Source organism: Shigella flexneri 2a str. 301 (genome assembly GCF_000006925.2).
In the GTDB taxonomy this organism is placed as follows: Bacteria; Pseudomonadota; Gammaproteobacteria; order Enterobacterales; family Enterobacteriaceae; genus ECMA0423.
On sequence record NC_004337.2, the window covers coordinates 3,175,612 to 3,193,763 of the forward strand.

Consider the following 18,152-nt stretch of genomic DNA (forward strand, 5'->3'; position numbering starts at 1 on the left):
CGGATAACAATGATGATGATCATCAGTTATTTTGACGATCTGCCTGAAGGTGAAGATTTATAAGGAGTTGTCGATGTCAGTACCTCTCATTCTGACCATACTGGCGGGGGCAGCCACGTTTATTGGCGCGTTTCTCGGCGTTCTCGGACAAAAACCCTCGAACCGCTTACTGGCGTTTTCGCTAGGTTTTGCGGCGGGGATCATGTTGCTCATCTCATTAATGGAAATGCTTCCTGCCGCACTAGCAGCTGAAGGAATGTCGCCGGTGTTGGGTTATGGAATGTTTATCTTCGGTCTGCTTGGCTACTTTGGCCTGGACCGCATGTTGCCGCATGCGCATCCGCAGGATTTAATGCAAAAATCGGTGCAGCTGTTGCCAAAATCGATCAAGCGCACAGCCATTCTGCTCACTCTCGGCATCAGTCTGCATAACTTCCCGGAAGGGATTGCCACCTTTGTCACGGCGAGCAGCAACCTGGAGCTGGGATTTGGCATCGCACTGGCCGTCGCGTTGCACAATATCCCTGAAGGTCTGGCAGTGGCAGGCCCGGTTTATGCGGCAACGGGGTCTAAACGCACCGCGATTCTGTGGGCGGGGATTTCTGGACTAGCAGAAATTCTTGGTGGTGTGCTGGCGTGGTTAATCCTCGGTAGCATGATTTCCCCGGTGGTCATGGCGGCAATCATGGCGGCGGTTGCAGGAATTATGGTGGCGCTCTCGGTTGATGAATTAATGCCGCTCGCCAAAGAGATTGACCCTAATAATAACCCCAGCTATGGCGTACTATGTGGAATGTCAGTGATGGGATTCAGTTTAGTGCTGCTACAAACGGCGGGAATTGGTTAAAAACAACATCAGAAGTTGTCCAGCACATGGACAACTTCTGCCAGCTTCACGAAAGCCTTATTCTACCTTTTCGGCTGTCTCTTCTCTCGTACTGTTTAAGTATTTGTTCCGCGCTTCAAGCAGTGCGTCTCTGTCCTGGCGAAACGCCCGACAATAACGTTTCAAATGCAGGAAATAACCCACCACAACCAGAGCAATCAATACAATCCAGTACCAGGCGATAAACATCCTTTTACCCTTAATATTTAACAATACTAAACATTTAGCGCATAAATTTCACATATCCTTTTTCGGATATATTCATATGGTCGCATAATAACGGAACAATTATATGATTTTGATCATAATGAAAAAGAATGCCTGATATTAATGAAATTTTCTCATAGAAAGAGAAGCGGAATTAACATCTTGCATAGCAGGGCAAAATAAAAACCGAAGCCAGCTACAACTTCGGTTTCTTGATTAAGGCAGTAATTAAGCAGCGGTTTTCAGCTGGCTTTACGCTCATGTGCCTGACGGTATGCCACCAGGTCTTCAATAGTCACGAGCGCCATATTGTGTTTATTGGCAAACTCAATGCACTCTGGTGCACGCGCCATCGTGCCATCGTCATTAGTCAGCTCACACAGCACACCAGCCGGTTTAAAGCCTGCCAGCGTCATCAAATCAATAGTCGCTTCAGTATGACCGCCACGCGTCAGTACACCACCTGCCTGCGCGCGAAGTGGGAAAACGTGGCCCGGGCGATTCAGATCAGAAGGTTTTGCGCCATCGGCAATCGCTGCGCGAACGGTCGTAATACGATCAGCGGCAGAAACACCGGTAGTCACACCTTCAGCCGCTTCAATGGTCACGGTAAAACCGGTGCCATAGGCGCTGGTGTTATTTTCTACCATCATTGGCAGATCAAGTTGTTTACGGCGATCTTCAGTGATGCACAGGCAAACAATACCGCTACCGTGGCGAATGGTCAGCGCCATCTGCTCAACGGTCATGGTTTCTGCCGGGAAGATCATATCGCCTTCGTTTTCACGGTCTTCATCATCAAGCACCATTACACCGCGTCCTTCACGCAGCGCAGCCAGTGCATTTTCAACACGTTCGAAAGGCGTACCAAAAGAGGAAAGTAGCGTCTGATTCATGGTAAAAAAACCTCACTAAAATTATGGTTACCAGAATCAGGGCAGTCTTAGGAGTGGCGGCATATAGCCAAAATAACGTGAGCGGGTCCATGCCCGACAGAATCGTTACTCTCTCCCATCCGGACTCTAACCGTCGGCCCCGGAATTACACCGGATCTGCTGTCCTTTGAGTTCGCACCCAAAGCGCTCGCGGGCTTTCAACTGAGTTGATTTACCGCCGGTGGGGAATTTCGCCCCGCCCTGAGAATAAGCGGATTCACTATAACGCTAATGATTAGCGGCAGCAACGCATAGCTTCACATAATTCTGGTTTATGACTTACCCTTATCGCACTACAATGGTACTCAACACCTATCAGTACAGGGAAACTACAATGATTGACCCGAAAAAAATTGAGCAAATCGCTCGCCAGGTTCACGAATCAATGCCTAAAGGAATCAGGGAGTTCGGGGAAGATGTGGAGAAAAAAATCCGCCAAACCCTACAAGCTCAGCTGACGCGCCTCGACCTTGTAAGCCGTGAAGAGTTCGACGTCCAAACGCAAGTCCTGTTACGGACTCGTGAGAAACTGGCGCTGCTTGAACAAAGAATCAGCGAACTGGAAAATCGCAGTACTGAGATCAAAAAGCAGCCAGATCCAGAGACTCTCCCCCCAACGCTGTAAACATTTGTCTTTAATGCACTGTAAATTATGAATTAATCCTCTAATTTACAGTGTTTTCTATTACATTATCGCTTAATCCCATTCAGAGTATCATCACAAAAATGAATGATTGCAATTGAAAATATAATTGTTATGTATTCTTTAAGTTTTACTTAATCGATATTTAGACTGGCCCCCTGAATCTCCAGACAACCAGTATCACTTATTTAAGTGATAGTCTTAATACTAGTTTTTAGACTAGTCATTGGAGAACAGATGATTGATGTCTTAGGGCCGGAGAAACGCAGACGGCGTACCACACAGGAAAAGATCGCAATTGTTCAGCAGAGCTTTGAACCGGGGATGACGGTCTCCCTCGTTGCCCGGCAACATGGTGTAGCAGCCAGCCAGTTATTTCTCTGGCGTAAGCAATACCAGGAAGGAAGTCTTACTGCTGTGGCCGCCGGAGAACAGGTTGTTCCTGCCTCTGAACTTGCTGCCGCCATGAAGCAGATTAAAGAACTCCAGCGCCTGCTCGGCAAGAAAACGATGAAAAATGAACTCCTCAAAGAAGCCGTTGAATATGGACGGGCAAAAAAGTGGATAGCGCACGCGCCCTTATTGCCCGGGGATGGGGAGTAAGCTTAGTCAGCCGTTGTCTCCGGGTGTCGCGTGCGCAGTTGCACGTCATTCTCAGACGAACCGATGACTGGATGGATGGCCGCCGCAGTCGTCACACTGATGATACGGATGTGCTTCTCCGTATACACCATGTTATCGGAGAGCTGCCCACGTATGGTTATCGTCGGGTATGGGCGCTGCTTCGCAGACAGGCAGAACTTGATGGTATGCCTGCGATCAATGCCAAACGTGTTTACCGGCTCATGCGCCAGAATGCGCTGTTGCTTGAGCGAAAACCTGCTGTACCGCCATCGAAACGGGCACATACAGGCAGAGTGGCCGTGAAAGAAAGCAATCAGCGATGGTGCTCTGACGGGTTCGAGTTCTGCTGTGATAACGGAGAGAGACTGCGTGTCACGTTCGCGCTGGACTGCTGTGATCGTGAGGCACTGCACTGGGCGGTGACTACCGGCGGCTTCAACAGTGAAACAGTACAGGACGTCATGCTGGGAGCGGTGGAACGCCGCTTCGGCAACGATCTTCCGTCGTCTCCAGTGGAGTGGCTGACGGATAATGGTTCATGCTACCGGGCTAATGAAACACGCCAGTTCGCCCGGATGTTGGGACTTGAACCGAAGAACACGGCGGTGCGTAGTCCGGAGAGTAACGGAATAGCAGAGAGCTTCGTGAAAACGATAAAGCGTGACTACATCAGTATCATGCCCAAACCAGACGGGTTAACGGCAGCAAAGAACCTTGCAGAGGCGTTCGAGCATTATAACGAATGGCATCCGCATAGTGCGCTGGGTTATCGCTCGCCACGGGGGTAATGCTGCCAACTTACTGATTTAGTGTATGATGGTGATTTTAAGGTGCTTGCGTGGCTTCCATTTCCATCAGATGTCCTTCCTGCTCCGCTACTGAAGGCGTGGTGCGTAACGGCAAAAGCACTGCCGGACATCAGCGCTATCTCTGCTCTCATTGCCGTAAAACATGGCAACTACAGTTCACTTACACCGCCTCTCAGCCCGGTACGCACCAGAAAATCATTGATATGGCCATGAATGGCGTCGGATGTCGCGCCAGTGCACGCATTATGGGCGTTGGCCTCAACACGGTTTTACGTCACTTAAAAAACTCAGGCCGCAGTCGGTAACCTCGCGCATACAACCGGGCAGTGATGTGATTGTCTGCGCTGAAATGGACGAACATTGGGGCTACGTCGGTGCTAAATCACGTCAGCGCTGGCTGTTTTACGCGTATGACAGGATACGGAGGACGGTTGTGGCGCACGTCTTCGGGGAACGCACTCTGGCCACACTGGAGCGTCTTCTGAGCCTGCTGTCGGCCTTTGAGGTCGTGGTATGGATGACGGATGGCTGGCCGCTGTATGAATCACGCCTGAAGGGAAAGCTGCACGTTATCAGCAAGCGTTACACTCAGCGCATTGAGCGACATAATCTGAATCTGAGACAACATCTGGCAAGGCTGGGACGGAAGTCACTGTCGTTCTCAAAATCGGTGGAGCTGCATGACAAGGTCATCGGGCATTATCTGAACATAAAACACTATCAGTAAGTTGGAGTCATTACCAGATATCAGATGATTAAAATGGCGGAACATCTGAAAGGTTACTGGCCGAATCAACTGAGTTTCTCAGAATCATGCGGAATGGTGATGAGAATGCTGATGACATTGCAGGGCGCTTCACCGGGACGTATACCGGAGCTGATGCGCGATCTTGCAAGTATGGGACAACTTGTGAAATTACCGACGAGAAGGGGAAGGGCCTTCCCGAGAGTGGTAAAGGAGAGGCCCTGGAAATACCCCACAGCCCCGAAAAAGAGCCAGTCAGTTGCTTAACTGACTGGCATTACACCGTTAGTGAGACGTTTAGTGTAGTCATGACAAAAGATCCTGGTGCGGCCTGTACTGAGCAATTCAATATTTTAGGGAGCTTTTTCACTACGGATATTTTGAGTGATTATAGCCATCTGGATATGGGTAATGGACTGCTATTGAAGATATTTCATAAAGATGGAACAGCAACGGAATTTAACCGCTTCTCACAATTTGCTTCTTTTTCATCGTCTAGTGCACCTTCGGTCACCGCACCATTCAGGGCAGAACTTAGTGCGAACCCGGCAGAGACTGTTGTTGAGGGACCGTTTAGTAAAGACGTAATCCTCAAAATCACCTATAACTAGCATCTAATACAAACACTAAAACGGGCCATCAGGCCCGTTATATCAGTGCTCTAACTCCAGCTCTCTTGCCTGCATCATCTGTTGGCAATACCAGGCATAACGTGCGCAAAACCAAGTTCTATGTTCTTCATCCATGTTACCAGTAACAGCCAGAATATCGACCGGGCGACCTTCTGCGTGCATTCTGGCAAAACTACGCGCCAGGAAATCGAAATTATTCAAAGAATTAAGACTATGCTCCATAAGCACATCCTCCGGTTATCGCATACCTTTTAAGGCCATATGCTTTTTCTGATTTCAGTATTCCCCAATCAGTGTAGTGCCTTTAAACATAACGTGCGTAAATATATTGTCCCCGATCACACTTTTTAGTGAAAAATAAAAAACCATATTAAAATACTTTCTCTTCCAGAACTTCTCTAACATGTGTTATTATTAACAAAGACAAATGTAAGCAGGGAAACTATTCCAAGGTAAATATTGCGTCACTAAATGGACATTGGAGTGACGGTAATGCTGCCAACTTACTGATTTAGTGTATGATGGTGATTTTAAGGTGCTTGCGTGGCTTCCATTTCCATCAGATGTCCTTCCTGCTCCGCTACTGAAGGCGTGGTGCGTAACGGCAAAAGCACTGCCGGACATCAGCGCTATCTCTGCTCTCATTGCCGTAAAACATGGCAACTACAGTTCACTTACACCGCCTCTCAGCCCGGTACGCACCAGAAAATCATTGATATGGCCATGAATGGCGTCGGATGTCGCGCCAGTGCACGCATTATGGGCGTTGGCCTCAACACGGTTTTACGTCACTTAAAAACTCAGGCCGCAGTCGGTAACCTCGCGCATACAACCGGGCAGTGATGTGATTGTCTGCGCTGAAATGGACGAACATTGGGGCTACGTCGGGTGCTAAATCATGTCAGCGCTGGCTGTTTTACGCGTATGACAGGATACGGAGGACGGTTGTGCCGCACGTCTTCGGTGAACGCACTCTGGCCACACTGGAGCGTCTTCTGAGCCTGCTGTCGGCCTTTGAGGTCGTGGTATGGATGACGGATGGCTGGCCGCTGTATGAATCACGCCTGAAGGGAAAGCTGCACGTTATCAGCAAGCGTTACACTCAGCGCATTGAGCGACATAATCTGAATCTGAGACAACATCTGGCAAGGCTGGGACGGAAGTTACTGTCGTTCTCAAAATCGGTGGAGTTGCATGACAAGGTCATCGGGCATTATCTGAACATAAAACACTATCAGTAAGTTGGAGTCATTACCGAACAACAAGAAGCGTTTATGACGCTTGAGCAGGAGCAGCAGGTTAAAACCCGTACTGCCGAACAGAATGCACGTATTGCGGCTTTTGAAGCTGAACGTCGTCGTGAAGCAGAGCAGACGCGAATTCTGGCTGAACGACAAATTCAGGAAACGGAGATCGAGCGCGAGCAGGCCGTCCGCTCAAGAAAGGTTGAGGCTGAACGTGAAGTTCGTATTAAAGAGATCGAACAGCAGCAGGTCACCGAAATCGCCAACCAGACGAAATCGATCGCTATTGCCGCCAAATCGGAACAACAGTCCCAGGCAGAAGCGCGTGCTAACCTTGCACTCGCAGAAGCAGTAAGTGCGCAACAAAACGTAGAAACCACTCGCCAGACCGCAGAAGCCGATCGTGCTAAACAAGTTGCCCTAATCGCTGCCGCGCAGGATGCAGAAACCAAAGCGGTTGAACTGACCGTGCGGGCGAAAGCAGAAAAAGAAGCCGCAGAGATGCAGGCGGCGGCTATCGTTGAGTTAGCCGAAGCTACACATAAAAAGGGTCTGGCGGAAGCAGAAGCACAACGTGCGCTGAACGATGCTATCAACGTACTTTCTGATGAACAAACCAGCCTTAAATTCAAACTGGCCTTGTTGCAGGCGCTACCTGCGGTAATAGAAAAATCCGTTGAGCCGATGAAATCTATTGACGGTATCAAGATTATTCAGGTCGATGGTCTGAATAGTGGCAGCGCTGCGGGTGATGCAAACACGGGTAATGTGGGGGGCGGAAACCTAGCGGAACAAGCATTATCAGCCGCTCTCTCTTACCGCACACAGGCTCCGCTGATTGACTCCTTGCTCAATGAAATTGGCGTTTCAGGCGGTTCACTGGCGGCATTGACTTCACCCTTAATCTCAACAACTCCCGTCGCCGAAAACGTAAAATAAATTTTCAGCTATGAACGTCCCTGGCACAAAAAGCCGGGGATTTTTTATATCTGCGTTCCGCTAAAAACTGCAAATGATCAGGTCGTTGCAACGTTTTGCGTGACCGCTCGGGGAAGGCAAAACTGCCTCTGGGAAAGCGTTGCGCGAGGTCCGGCGCTCATCAACAATCGGGGAGTCAGCAAAGGGCTGAAACGGGAAAGCCCCTCCCGAGGAAGGGGCCTTACAGAAGGAAAGGGTTATGATGAAGCTCGTCATCATACTGATTGTGTTGTTACTCGTAAGTTTCGCAGCTTATTAACAGCCAATCAGAGGGGGGAGAAATCCTCCCTCACCCTTGTTCCTTTACTTTAGGTTGAAAAAAAATCAGCGTCAAGAAGGTTTCATTAACACATATCCCTGGCCCAAAAAGCCGGGGATTTTTTATATCTGCGTTCCGCTAAAAGGTGCAAATGCTCAGGACGTTGCAGCGTTTTGCGTGACCGCTCGGGGAAGGCAAAACTGCTTCAGGGAAAGCGTTGCGCGGGGTCCGGCGCTCATCAACAATCGGGGAGTCAGCAAGGGGCTGAAACGGGAAAGCCCCTCCCGAGGAAGGGGCCTTATAGAAGGAAAGGGTTATGATGAAGTTCGTCATCATACTGGTTGGTTGTTACTCGTAAGTTTCGCAGCTTATTAACAGCCAATCAGAGGGGGGAGAAATCCTCCCTCACCCTTGTGCCTTTACTTTAGGTTGAAAAAAAATCAGCGTCAAGAAGGTTTCATTAACACATATCCCTGGCCCAAAAAGCCGGGGATTTTTTATATCTGCGTTCCGCTAAAAGGTGCAAATGCTCAGGACGTTGCAGCGTTTTGCGTGACCGCTCGGGGAAGGCAAAACTGCTTCAGGGAAAGCGTTGCGCGGGGTCCGGCGCTCATCAACAATCGGGGAGTCAGCAAGGGGCTGAAACGGGAAAGCCCCTCCCGAGGAAGGGGCCTTATAGAAGGAAAGGGTTATGATGAAGTTCGTCATCATACTGGTTGTGTTGTTACTGTTAAGTTTCCCGACTTACTAACAACTGATCAGAGGGGGGAGAAATCCTCCCTTACCCTTGTTCCTTTACTTTAGGTTGAAAAAACAACAGCGTCAATAGGCCTGCCTGCTACGAAGCGAGATCTGTGAACCGCTTTCCGGTTAGCCTTTTTTATCCTGTTGGATCTTCTTGATGATGTTAGTGGTCGAGCAACCGTCTTCGAAGTTGAGCACCAGCACTTCGCCGCCGTTGGCCCAGACTTCTTTACTCCCGGCGATCTCTTCTGGTTTATAGTCGCCGCCCTTCACCAGTAAATCTGGCAGGATCCCGGCGATCAAGCGCTGCGGCGTGTCTTCTTCAAACGACACCACCCAGTCGACCGCTTCCAGTGCGCCCAGCACAATCATACGCTGTTCGAGCGGGTTAACGGGGCGAGAATCCCCTTTCAGCCGTTTGGTGGAGGCATCGCTGTTCACAGCGACAATCAAGCGGTCACCCAGTTTGCGGGCATTTGCCAGATAGAAGACGTGTCCGGCGTGCAGGATGTCAAAGACGCCATTGGTCATCACCACTTTTTCACCGCGTTTACGCGCTGCCGCTACGGCCAGCTTCAGTTCCTCTTCGGTCATCACGCCAAAGCCGGTATCTGCGCGCCCACGCACTGCATTTTCCAGCTCGATCGGCGAAACCGTGGAGGTTCCCAGTTTGCCGACCACCACGCCAGCCGCCGCATTGGCAAAGAAGCAGGCTTCTTCCAGCGAATTACCCGCTGCCAGCGTTGCCGCCAGGACGCCAATCACCGTGTCGCCCGCACCGGTAACGTCATACACTTCCTGCGCCTGGGTTGGCATATGCAGCGGCGCTTTACCCGGTTGCAGCAGCGACATACCCTGTTCGGAACGGGTCACTAACAGAGCCGAGAGTTCGTAATCGGCAATCAGTTTCATGCCGCGCTCAACAATCTCTTCTTCGGTCTTACATTTACCGACAACAGCTTCAAATTCCGAGAGATTCGGTGTCAGCAGCGTAGCGCCGCGGTAGCGCTCAAAATCGGTACCTTTTGGATCAATCAGCACCGGAACGCCCGCTTTACGCGCCAGTTGGATCATCTGCTGTACGCTTGCCAGCGCACCTTTGGCGTAGTCAGAAAGCACCAGCGCGCCAATCGAACTCAGCGCCTGATTAATCCGCTCGTGCATCGGCTGCGGATCAACACCTTCGAAACCTTCTTCAAAATCCAGACGGATCAGCTGTTGGTTGCGGGAAAGTACCCGTAATTTGGTGATGGTCGGATGCGTCGGTACAGAAACGAAGTCGCATTTGACGTTGACGTCGGCCAGAGATTTACTCAGCGCGCGCGCTGCATCGTCAATGCCCGTCAACCCGACCAGGCGTGCATTAGCACCGAGAGAAGCGATATTCATCGCCACGTTAGCCGCGCCGCCCGGACGTTCTTCGATGGTATTCACTTTAACCACGGGCACCGGCGCTTCCGGCGAGATACGACTGGTGGGGCCGTACCAGTAACGATCCAGCATCACATCACCAACCACCATCACTCCTGCACGTTCAAACTCTGGCAGCGTTACTTTCATTCCTGTCTCCTGAGAGATTCAAAATTTGCGCGCGATAATACCATACTTCATTCTTCCACCAGCCACTTCTGCCAGCTTGCCCGCACCAGATCACGCTCTGCGGTGAAGCAATCCTCCGACACATGGCCCGGCAATTCCTGTAATGCCAGATGATGAAGTTCATCGCGCAGCGTCGTGTAAGCACGGGTCAGCGCCATCGCTTCCTGCTCTTCCATAATGTCGTTTTGCGCCAGCAGCTCCAGAATACGCACGTTGTCTGACCAGCGCGTTAACTTCGGTTTTTCATGAGCGTAGCGCAACACCAGATATTGGGTAATAAATTCGATATCGGTAATTCCGCCTTCATCGGCTTTGATATCAAAGCGATTACGATGTTTATTGCCGAGATGAGCGCGCATTTTCTCGCGCATTTCCCGCACTTCCGTTTGCAGAGTTTTACCTTCTCGCGGCAGTGTCATAATCTCACGACGCACCGCGTCAAAGTGCGCAGTGAGCTGCGGATCGCCGTACACTACACGCGCACGCACCAGCGCCTGATGTTCCCACGTCCAGGCCTCGTTTTTCTGATAATCGGCAAATGCTTCTGCGGATGTCACCAGCATTCCCGCCGCCCCGGACGGACGCAGTCGAGCATCCACTTCATACAAAATGCCGGAAGAGGTACGCGTACTGAACAGATGCATAATGCGTTGCGCCAGACGCAGATAAAACTGCCGCCCGTCGATTTCCCGCTCGCCGTCAGTCATCGCATCCATTGGGCAATCATGGAGGAAGATAAGGTCAAGATCGGAACTGTAGCCTAACTCCCAGCCGCCCAGCTTGCCGTAGCCGACCACCGCAAAACCGCGCCCTTCACGTTCGTTGAGGTGATTTGGCTTACCGTAGCGGGCCACCATTTGACCCCACGCCTGCTGAACGACGGCATCTATCATAGCTTCTGCCAGCCAGGTTAAGTGATCGCTCACTTTCATTACCGGTAGCGTACCGGCGATATCCGCTGCCGCAATGCGTAACAGCTGCGCCTGTTTGAACTGACGCAGCGCCTCAAGCTGTTGTTCTTCGTCATCTTCCGGCACGCGCAGCAAATACTGGCGCAGTTCATCACGGTAGGCATCGGTCGCCGTCGGCTGATAAAGGGTATTTGGATCGAGCAATTCATCCAGCAATAATGGATAACGCGCTAGCTGGCTGGCAATCATCGGCGATGCGGCACACAGAGAAATCAAATGTTTAAGCGCCGCAGGGAATTCACTGAGCAATTCTAAATAGGTTGTGCGGGTAACAATCCCCACCAGCAAGGCGGTAATGCGCGACAGCGTGACAGCAGCGTCTTCACGCGCACAGACATCACTTAGCAGATGTGGCATCAGATGGTCGAGCACCTGACGTCCTCGCGGCCCGATAGTACGCTTATCCAGCTCTTTGCGGAAATCAGCAATCATCGTTAGGACCTGTTTGCGATCATCCTCGCTAAGATGCGCCAGCACTGGCGTAGTGTCATCTTCCTGCAACGCATCCTGCCACAGCTCACGCCACTGTTCCGACAGCGACTCTTCCTGAGTTTCACTTTCGTCGTCGCCAATCAATTCATTAAACACCCGGCGCACATTGGTCATATGTGCGGTCAGCGCCCCGGTCAGTTGCGGCCAGTCAGCAAAGTCCATCGCCCACGCCAGCCGCGCACGGTTAAGCTCATCAGAAGGAAGCGTTTGGGTTTGTTCGTCGTTAATGCTTTGCAGCAGGTTTTCCAGACGCCGCAGGAACAGATATGCCACTCGCAATTGTTCAGCATCGTTTTCAGAAAGCAGATGCAGCGCGGCAATGGCGCTGAGCGTTGGCAGTAAAGAGCGCGACTGCAGCAACGGTTCGCGCCCACCGCGAATGAGCTGGAACACCTGAACGATAAATTCAATTTCGCGAATGCCGCCTGCGCCGAGTTTGATATTGTCGGTCAAACCACGTCGACGCACTTCACGGGCAATCATCCCTTTCATGTTGCGCAGCGACTGAATCACGCTGAAATCGATGTAACGACGGAAAACAAACGGGCGCAGCATCGCACGCAACTCGTTAGCATAGACGCCTTCGCTATCGCCCATAATCCGCGCTTTGACCATCGCGTAACGCTCCCAGTCGCGTCCCTGCTCCTGGTAATAATCCTCCAACGCGGCAAAGCTCAGCACCAGCGGGCCACTTTCGCCAAACGGACGCAGTCGCATATCCACGCGATAGACGAAGCCATCCTGCGTTGGTTGATCCAGCACTTTAATCAGCCGCTGCCCCATGCGGGTAAAAAACTGCGCGTTATCCAGTTCCCGGCGTCCGCCCTGCGTACAACCATGTTCCGGCCAGGCAAAAATCAGATCGATATCAGAGGAGAAATTCAGTTCCCCGCCGCCCAGCTTACCCATGCCTAAGATCAGCAGCGGTTGCGCTTCGCCCTGCGCATTGCACGGCGTTCCCCACTCGCGGCAGCAGGCGTCATACAGCCAGTCACGCGCCGCAACAATCAGCGTCTCCGCCAGATAACTGAGCTGCTGCAATATGCTCTCTTCAGTAACCAGTGCCAGCGTTTGCGCCCATGCGATGCGCACCATAATGCGCCGCCGGAATAGCCGCAGCTCGCGCATTAACCCGGCTTCGTCGCTCACATTACTGAGCGCCTCCTGCAACCACACGCTGTAATGTTGCCATTCGTCAGCCTGTGGCGGTTGGCTTTCCAGTTCCGTCAGCCACTCTGGATGCGCAATCACGCTGTCCTGCACAAAATCACTGAAAGTAAGTACTGACTTCGCCTGTGCACTAAGTGATTCCTCGGCTAAAAGCTCTGGCAGCCGCTCAACAACGGTCTGCCAGTACTGCTGTAACGGTGAAGAGAGCGGCTTCATAAGCGATTTTATCCTTGCCTGATTAACGTTTTCCGCTGTGCAACCAGAACGGTTCCTGATTGTTTGCCTCATTACGGAAATGTTCAATTTCAATGCGTTGCCCGGTCGCAATAGCGTGACGCAGCCCCTGCCAGTTCTCCAGCCAGGCTTGCGCGACGACAGGATCATAGTAACCCGCCAGCAACAGTATTGAGTCAATATCACGCATCAGGCGTGGCAACTGGTCACGGTAGCGATCGCCTAACGGCTGGCAGAAAACGCTTTTCAGTTCAGCGGCATGGCGGGAAAGATGGATATCGGCAAAGCGTTTGAAGGAGTCGCTAATTTTGCCCTGCGCTTTGGCATCTAAAAACGGCTGCCATGCTTTGCTTACCAGCCATTCGGTCAACGCCAGCTTCGCCATTGCCGTTTCGGTAGAGTAGACCGCCGTCACGGCAGAAACCGCAGAAGCGATGGTCGCTTCGCATTGAGTCAGCAAATCACGTAAGTGAGTACTCGCTTTACGCGGCACAATGCCACCGAACAGCATCAGTGTATGACGGACTAGGCTAATGGCTGCCAGCACCTGCTCTTTCGCCGCATCGTTGCCGCGTACCCACAGTTCTTCATGATATTGCCATTGCGCTAACACCAGCTCGAGCGCCGCTTCCAGCCCCTGTTCCACATCGGCTTTTGCCGCAACATGCAAAATGGTGGTCGGTTTGATTTCACGCGCCGGATTGCCCTGCGCCAGATGATAGCCACGCGCCGCTTTGCTCAGGCTGCCCTGGCGTAATCCGGTTTGCGATACCAGTTGGTTCGCCAGTTTCAGCACCGCGCGCGTGTCGCCGCTAAGCAGCTCCAGTTCCAGCTCGCAGATAGGCTCAGCAAATTCACCCGCTTTCACTTCCCCCTGGTCGAGAGCGATTTCAATTCGGCTGCCATCGATCTCTACTAGCCATTTTTCGCGATAAAAATCGGTGCTAAACAGCGACTGCACGCGGGAAGCGAGATCGGCAGGCAATTCGCCGTTCGGCCAGATTTCCGTCGGTAACTGCGCCAGGTCGAGCGTCGGTTCGCTCAACGCCACGTTATATTCCGGGCGCTGGTGTAAGCCGCCTGTCACTCTTCCTGCAACTTTCATGGTCATCTCATAGCGACCGTTTTCGCCACGAATACGTAAGCCCATATCGTGCCTACGCAGCCAGTTATCCGGCGTTTCGTAGTAAATATTCAGCAACTGCACGGGGTCATGGTGCTCGCCGCCCAGCGTATTGAGATGGTCACGCAACGCCTCAACGGCACTGTGATTAACAATAAACTTTAATTCGATTTCCTGAGCCATGGCCTTTACTTATCGGTTATGTCACATAAGTGACGATGAACGGCGAACTTAATGCGATCTTTTTTGTCAGTAGATAGTATTTTGCGCCAAATTGCCATGCAACGGGCAATTTGACGGGCGTAAAAGTTTGAAGCAGTGGCAAGACCTGACACAGAGGATTCCGATTGATGTCGAATGCTTTGCGTAGCGACACTGATGCCACTACTATCGTTCCACTTTCCATGACAATAACGACAGCCTGATGCCAAAATTACGCCTGATCGGATTAACTTTACTCGCACTTAGCGCGACTGCCGTCTCACACGCTGAAGAAACGCGCTATGTTTCTGACGAACTGAATACCTGGGTCCGTAGCGGTCCGGGAGATCATTATCGCCTCGTGGGCACGGTTAACGCCGGCGAGGAAGTGACCTTATTACAAACTGACGCCAACACCAATTATGCCCAGGTGAAAGACAGCTCTGGCCGTACCGCCTGGATCCCGTTGAAACAACTTAGCACTGAGCCAAGCCTGCGCTCCCGTGTGCCAGATCTGGAAAATCAGGTCAAAACCCTGACCGATAAACTCACCAATATCGATAACACCTGGAATCAGCGCACCGCAGAAATGCAGCAAAAAGTGGCGCAGAGCGACAGCGTGATCAACGGGTTAAAAGAAGAAAATCAGAAACTGAAAAACGAGCTGATTGTCGCGCAGAAAAAGGTCGATGCCGCCAGCGTACAGCTGGATGACAAACAGCGCACCATCATCATGCAATGGTTTATGTATGGCGGTGGCGTGCTGGGGCTTGGCTTGCTGCTCGGTCTGGTACTGCCGCACCTGATCCCAAGCCGCAAACGCAAAGATCGCTGGATGAACTAAATCGCCTTCTTCGTTGCACTGTCTTATTATTAGGAATTGTGTATTTGACGAAGGGATGATGGCGTGAAGATTTATCTGGTCGGTGGTGCTGTTCGGGATGCATTGTTAGGACTATCGGTCAAAGACAGAGATTGGGTGGTGGTCGGCAGTACGCCACAGGAGATGCTCGACGCGGGCTACCAGCAGGTAGGCCGCGATTTTCCTGTGTTTCTGCATCCGCAAACGCATGAAGAGTATGCGCTGGCACGTACCGAACGGAAATCCGGTTCCGGTTACACCGGTTTTACTTGCTATACCGCACCGGATGTCACGCTGGAAGATGATCTTAAGCGTCGCGATCTGACCATTAATGCGCTGGCCCAGGACGATAACGGCGAGATTATCGACCCGTACAACGGTCTGGGCGATCTGCAAAATCGTCTGTTGCGCCATGTTTCCCCCGCTTTTGGCGAAGATCCGTTACGCGTACTGCGCGTGGCGCGTTTTGCTGCGCGTTATGCCCACCTCGGTTTTCGTATTGCCGATGAAACTCTGACGCTGATGCGCGAGATGACCCATGCGGGTGAACTGGAACACCTGACGCCTGAACGGGTATGGAAAGAGACGGAAAGCGCCCTCACCACCCGCAATCCCCAGGTGTTCTTCCAGGTACTGCGCGATTGCGGCGCACTTCGCGTTTTATTCCCGGAAATTGACGCACTGTTTGGCGTTCCGGCACCTGCCAGGTGGCATCCGGAAATCGACACGGGTATTCATACCTTAATGACGCTCTCAATGGCGGCGATGCTGAGTCCGCAGGTTGATGTCCGTTTCGCAACTTTATGCCACGATCTCGGTAAAGGACTGACGCCGCCAGAACTTTGGCCGCGTCATCATGGGCATGGCCCGGCGGGTGTTAAGTTAGTGGAACAACTATGCCAGCGTCTGCGCGTGCCAAATGAAATTCGCGATTTAGCCAGACTGGTGGCTGAGTTTCACGATCTCATCCGCACCTTCCCAATGCTGAACCCAAAAACCATCGTCAAATTATTTGATTCCATCGATGCCTGGCGTAAACCGCAGCGTGTCGAGCAACTGGCGCTGACCAGCGAGGCTGACGTGCGCGGCAGAACCGGTTTTGAATCAGCGGACTACCCGCAAGGCCGTTGGTTGCGCGAAGGCTGGGAAGTGGCGCAGTCAGTGCCGACAAAAGCGGTCGTTGAAGCGGGATTTAAAGGCGTGGAGATTCGCGAGGAGCTGACCCGACGGCGGATTGCGGCGGTAGCCAGCTGGAAGGAACAACGTTGCCCAAAGCCTGACTGAGTATAAAACTAAACGTTAGCACGAACCGTCCCCTCGCCCCTTCGGGGAGAGGGTTAGGGTGAGGGGAACAGACCAGCACCGGTGCGAACAATCACCCCCACCCCGGCCCTCTCCCTACAGAGCGAGGGAGAAAACCCGGCCTGCTCCCGAACCTTTTCTCAATCAAAAGAACACGACATACACCGCAGCCGCCACAATAAAGCGATAAATGGCGAACGGGATAAACGAAATGCGCTTAATCAATTGCAGGAAGGTTTTAATCGCTATCAGCGCCACCACAAAAGCGGTGATAAACCCAACGGCAAACATCGGGATATCGCCGGTTGTCAGGAAGCCCCAGCTTTTGTAGAGATCGAGCGCCGTTGCGCCCATCATCATCGGTACCGCCAGCAGGAACGAGAACTCGGAAGCAGCGTAACGGCTCACGCCCATCAGCATCCCACCTGAAATGGTCGCCCCGGAACGGGAGAAACCCGGCCACAGCGCCAGACACTGGAAACAGCCAATCATAAACGCCTGACGATAGGTCATATCATCAAGACCCGGCGCACGCGGCTCTTTCGGCTTCAGGCATTCGGCGGCAATCAGCAACAAACCGCCAACGACCAGCGCATACATCACATTTATCGGGTTAAACAATGACTTAATCGTGTCGTGGAATAATAGCCCCAGTACCACCGCCGGAATCATCCCCAGCAAAATGTGGATCAGCGTTAAACGACCTTTGCTTTCACCTTCGTGCTGCAACGGGCGGCCAAAGTGGATGCCAATCAGGCCAAACAGACGCCGCCAGAACATCACTACTACCGCCAGAATTGATCCTAACTGGATCACAACTTCAAAGGTTTTCGCCGTGTCGCCCTCAAACCCCAACAAGTGACCGACAATAATCATATGGCCCGTGCTGGATACCGGCAGAAATTCTGTCAATCCTTCGACCACACCCAATATTGCCGCTATCAGCAGCGAGTGCATATCGCTCATCAATAAACCCCTAAATTATTAAAATGTACCGCTTGTCCGAACTACTGCAGTATGACCAGGTTATAACCGTTTGGTTTAACAGCTGTAAAATTAATTATTTTCTTTCAGATTATTGCCACGCTCAATGATTACGCCAACATTCGCCGCCCGCGCCACTGCGCCTGGCTTGCTGAGTTTGATACGCACCCACGGCGAGTTGAAGCGTGCTAACAGCAGCTCCGCCACCTCTTCAGCCACGCGTTCCACCAGCGCAAAACGCGCCCCCTCGACGTGGCTGACCACCGTTTCTGCAATGTCAGCGTAACTGAGGCAATCCGCCACATCATCACTTTTCGCCGCTTTACGGTTATCCCATGCCATTTCGATATCGAACACTAACTTCTGTTCGATGGTCTGTTCCCAGTCGTAAACACCAATAGTGGTGATTACCGAAAGTTGCTCTATAAATACAATATCCATCACGTCCTGCCTGCTTTTTGGCTAACCGGATACCACTTCCGGCGAAATGTGCGTATTATCCACAGAT

General features: G+C 51.9%; 16 protein-coding genes, 3 pseudogenes and 6 other annotated features. Of the genes and pseudogenes, 11 read left to right on the top strand and 8 right to left on the bottom strand.

The window, feature by feature from the left end; genetic code table 11:
* Positions 1-73 precede the first annotated feature (73 nt).
* Positions 74-847 (top strand): zinc transporter ZupT, encoded by a 774-nt coding sequence (gene ygiE / locus SF3080; protein NP_708851.2) that lies wholly within the window; start codon positions 74-76, stop codon positions 845-847.
* Between the two features lie 57 nt (positions 848-904).
* Here the strand turns inward: ygiE and SF3080a are convergent, their stop codons facing one another.
* Entirely contained in the window at positions 905-1,099 is a 195-nt protein-coding gene (locus SF3080a) for a hypothetical protein (protein YP_008439283.1), read from the bottom strand.
* Positions 1,100-1,335: 236 nt separating this feature from the next.
* Positions 1,336-1,989 (bottom strand): 3,4-dihydroxy-2-butanone-4-phosphate synthase, encoded by a 654-nt coding sequence (gene ribB, locus SF3081; RefSeq protein ID NP_708852.1) that lies wholly within the window; start codon positions 1,987-1,989, stop codon positions 1,336-1,338.
* A gap of 313 nt (positions 1,990-2,302) precedes the next feature.
* Between ribB and SF3082 the strand changes: the two genes are divergently transcribed.
* From SF3082 to yqiI, 6 genes and pseudogenes are all read left to right on the top strand, one after another.
* Entirely contained in the window at positions 2,303-2,653 is a 351-nt protein-coding gene (locus SF3082; protein ID NP_708853.1) for a hypothetical protein, read from the top strand.
* Between the two features lie 164 nt (positions 2,654-2,817).
* Positions 2,818-4,078 (top strand) — a mobile genetic element (partial).
* Positions 2,864-3,274: an IS2 repressor TnpA gene (locus SF3083; RefSeq protein NP_708854.3), complete on the top strand. Its 411-nt coding sequence runs from the start codon at positions 2,864-2,866 to the stop codon at positions 3,272-3,274. It overlaps the preceding feature by 411 nt.
* Positions 3,232-4,083, top strand: a complete 852-nt coding sequence (locus tag SF3084; RefSeq protein ID NP_708855.1) for an insertion element IS2 transposase InsD — start codon at positions 3,232-3,234, stop codon at positions 4,081-4,083. The genes SF3083 and SF3084 overlap by 43 nt, the downstream gene beginning before the upstream one ends.
* Positions 4,079-4,846 (top strand) — a mobile genetic element. Its footprint overlaps the gene before it by 5 nt.
* Positions 4,134-4,409 (top strand): insertion element IS1 protein InsA, encoded by a 276-nt coding sequence (gene insA, locus SF3085; RefSeq protein NP_708856.1) that lies wholly within the window; start codon positions 4,134-4,136, stop codon positions 4,407-4,409. (Overlaps the previous feature by 276 nt.)
* Positions 4,436-4,831, top strand: a complete 396-nt coding sequence (insB, locus tag SF3086; protein NP_708857.1) for an insertion element IS1 protein InsB — start codon at positions 4,436-4,438, stop codon at positions 4,829-4,831. Its footprint lies within the feature at positions 4,079-4,846.
* Positions 4,847-5,130: a mobile genetic element (partial), on the top strand.
* A 6-nt stretch (positions 5,131-5,136) separates the two neighbouring features.
* Positions 5,137-5,460, top strand: a sequence feature (Similar to Escherichia coli K12 conserved hypothetical protein gi: 1789427 (355 aa). BLAST with identity of 95% in 108 aa. This CDS has been truncated. The sequence has been checked and is believed to be correct.).
* Positions 5,137-5,460: pseudogene (gene yqiI, locus SF3088) on the top strand. Its footprint overlaps the feature before it by 324 nt.
* A 42-nt stretch (positions 5,461-5,502) precedes the next feature.
* Here yqiI and glgS read toward each other — a convergent pair.
* The gene (gene glgS / locus SF3089; RefSeq protein ID NP_708859.2) at positions 5,503-5,703 is read right to left on the bottom strand and encodes a glycogen synthesis protein GlgS; all 201 of its coding nucleotides are present in this window, start codon (positions 5,701-5,703) and stop codon (positions 5,503-5,505) included.
* Positions 5,704-5,969: 266 nt separating this feature from the next.
* Positions 5,970-6,737: a mobile genetic element, on the top strand.
* Here glgS and insB (SF3090) point away from each other — a divergent pair.
* Positions 6,025-6,722: pseudogene (gene insB, locus SF3090) on the top strand. Its footprint overlaps the feature before it by 698 nt.
* Positions 6,738-7,647, top strand: a sequence feature (Similar to Escherichia coli K12 membrane protein gi: 1789430 (554 aa). BLAST with identity of 96% in 303 aa. This CDS has been truncated. The sequence has been checked and is believed to be correct.).
* Positions 6,738-7,647 (top strand): annotated as a pseudogene (locus tag SF3091). It overlaps the preceding feature by 910 nt.
* A gap of 1,185 nt (positions 7,648-8,832) precedes the next feature.
* Here SF3091 and SF3093 read toward each other — a convergent pair.
* The 3 genes from SF3093 to ygiF are packed head-to-tail and all read right to left on the bottom strand — an operon-like array spanning position 8,833 to position 14,478.
* Positions 8,833-10,266, bottom strand: coding sequence for a bifunctional heptose 7-phosphate kinase/heptose 1-phosphate adenyltransferase (locus SF3093; RefSeq protein NP_708862.1), 1,434 nt, complete (start codon positions 10,264-10,266; stop codon positions 8,833-8,835).
* A gap of 47 nt (positions 10,267-10,313) precedes the next feature.
* Positions 10,314-13,154, bottom strand: coding sequence for a bifunctional glutamine-synthetase adenylyltransferase/deadenyltransferase (glnE, locus tag SF3094; RefSeq protein ID NP_708863.2), 2,841 nt, complete (start codon positions 13,152-13,154; stop codon positions 10,314-10,316).
* Positions 13,155-13,176: 22 nt separating this feature from the next.
* A complete protein-coding gene (ygiF, locus tag SF3095) occupies positions 13,177-14,478 on the bottom strand; it encodes a hypothetical protein (protein ID NP_708864.1) in 1,302 nt (433 codons plus the stop codon).
* Positions 14,479-14,719: 241 nt separating this feature from the next.
* Here ygiF and ygiM point away from each other — a divergent pair, with 241 nt between their 5' ends.
* The gene (gene ygiM, locus SF3096; RefSeq protein ID NP_708865.1) at positions 14,720-15,340 is read left to right on the top strand and encodes an SH3 domain-containing protein; all 621 of its coding nucleotides are present in this window, start codon (positions 14,720-14,722) and stop codon (positions 15,338-15,340) included.
* A 63-nt stretch (positions 15,341-15,403) separates the two neighbouring features.
* Positions 15,404-16,642 carry a multifunctional tRNA nucleotidyl transferase/2'3'-cyclic phosphodiesterase/2'nucleotidase/phosphatase gene (cca, locus tag SF3097; RefSeq protein NP_708866.1) on the top strand — a complete coding sequence of 413 codons (1,239 nt, stop codon included), beginning with the start codon at positions 15,404-15,406 and terminating at the stop codon, positions 16,640-16,642.
* A gap of 162 nt (positions 16,643-16,804) precedes the next feature.
* Here the strand turns inward: cca and uppP are convergent, their stop codons facing one another.
* Together uppP and folB are read right to left on the bottom strand one after the other, a co-directional pair.
* Positions 16,805-17,626: an undecaprenyl pyrophosphate phosphatase gene (uppP, locus tag SF3098; protein ID NP_708867.2), complete on the bottom strand. Its 822-nt coding sequence runs from the start codon at positions 17,624-17,626 to the stop codon at positions 16,805-16,807.
* A gap of 90 nt (positions 17,627-17,716) precedes the next feature.
* Entirely contained in the window at positions 17,717-18,085 is a 369-nt protein-coding gene (gene folB, locus SF3099; RefSeq protein NP_708868.2) for a bifunctional dihydroneopterin aldolase/dihydroneopterin triphosphate 2'-epimerase, read from the bottom strand.
* Positions 18,086-18,152 lie beyond the last annotated feature (67 nt).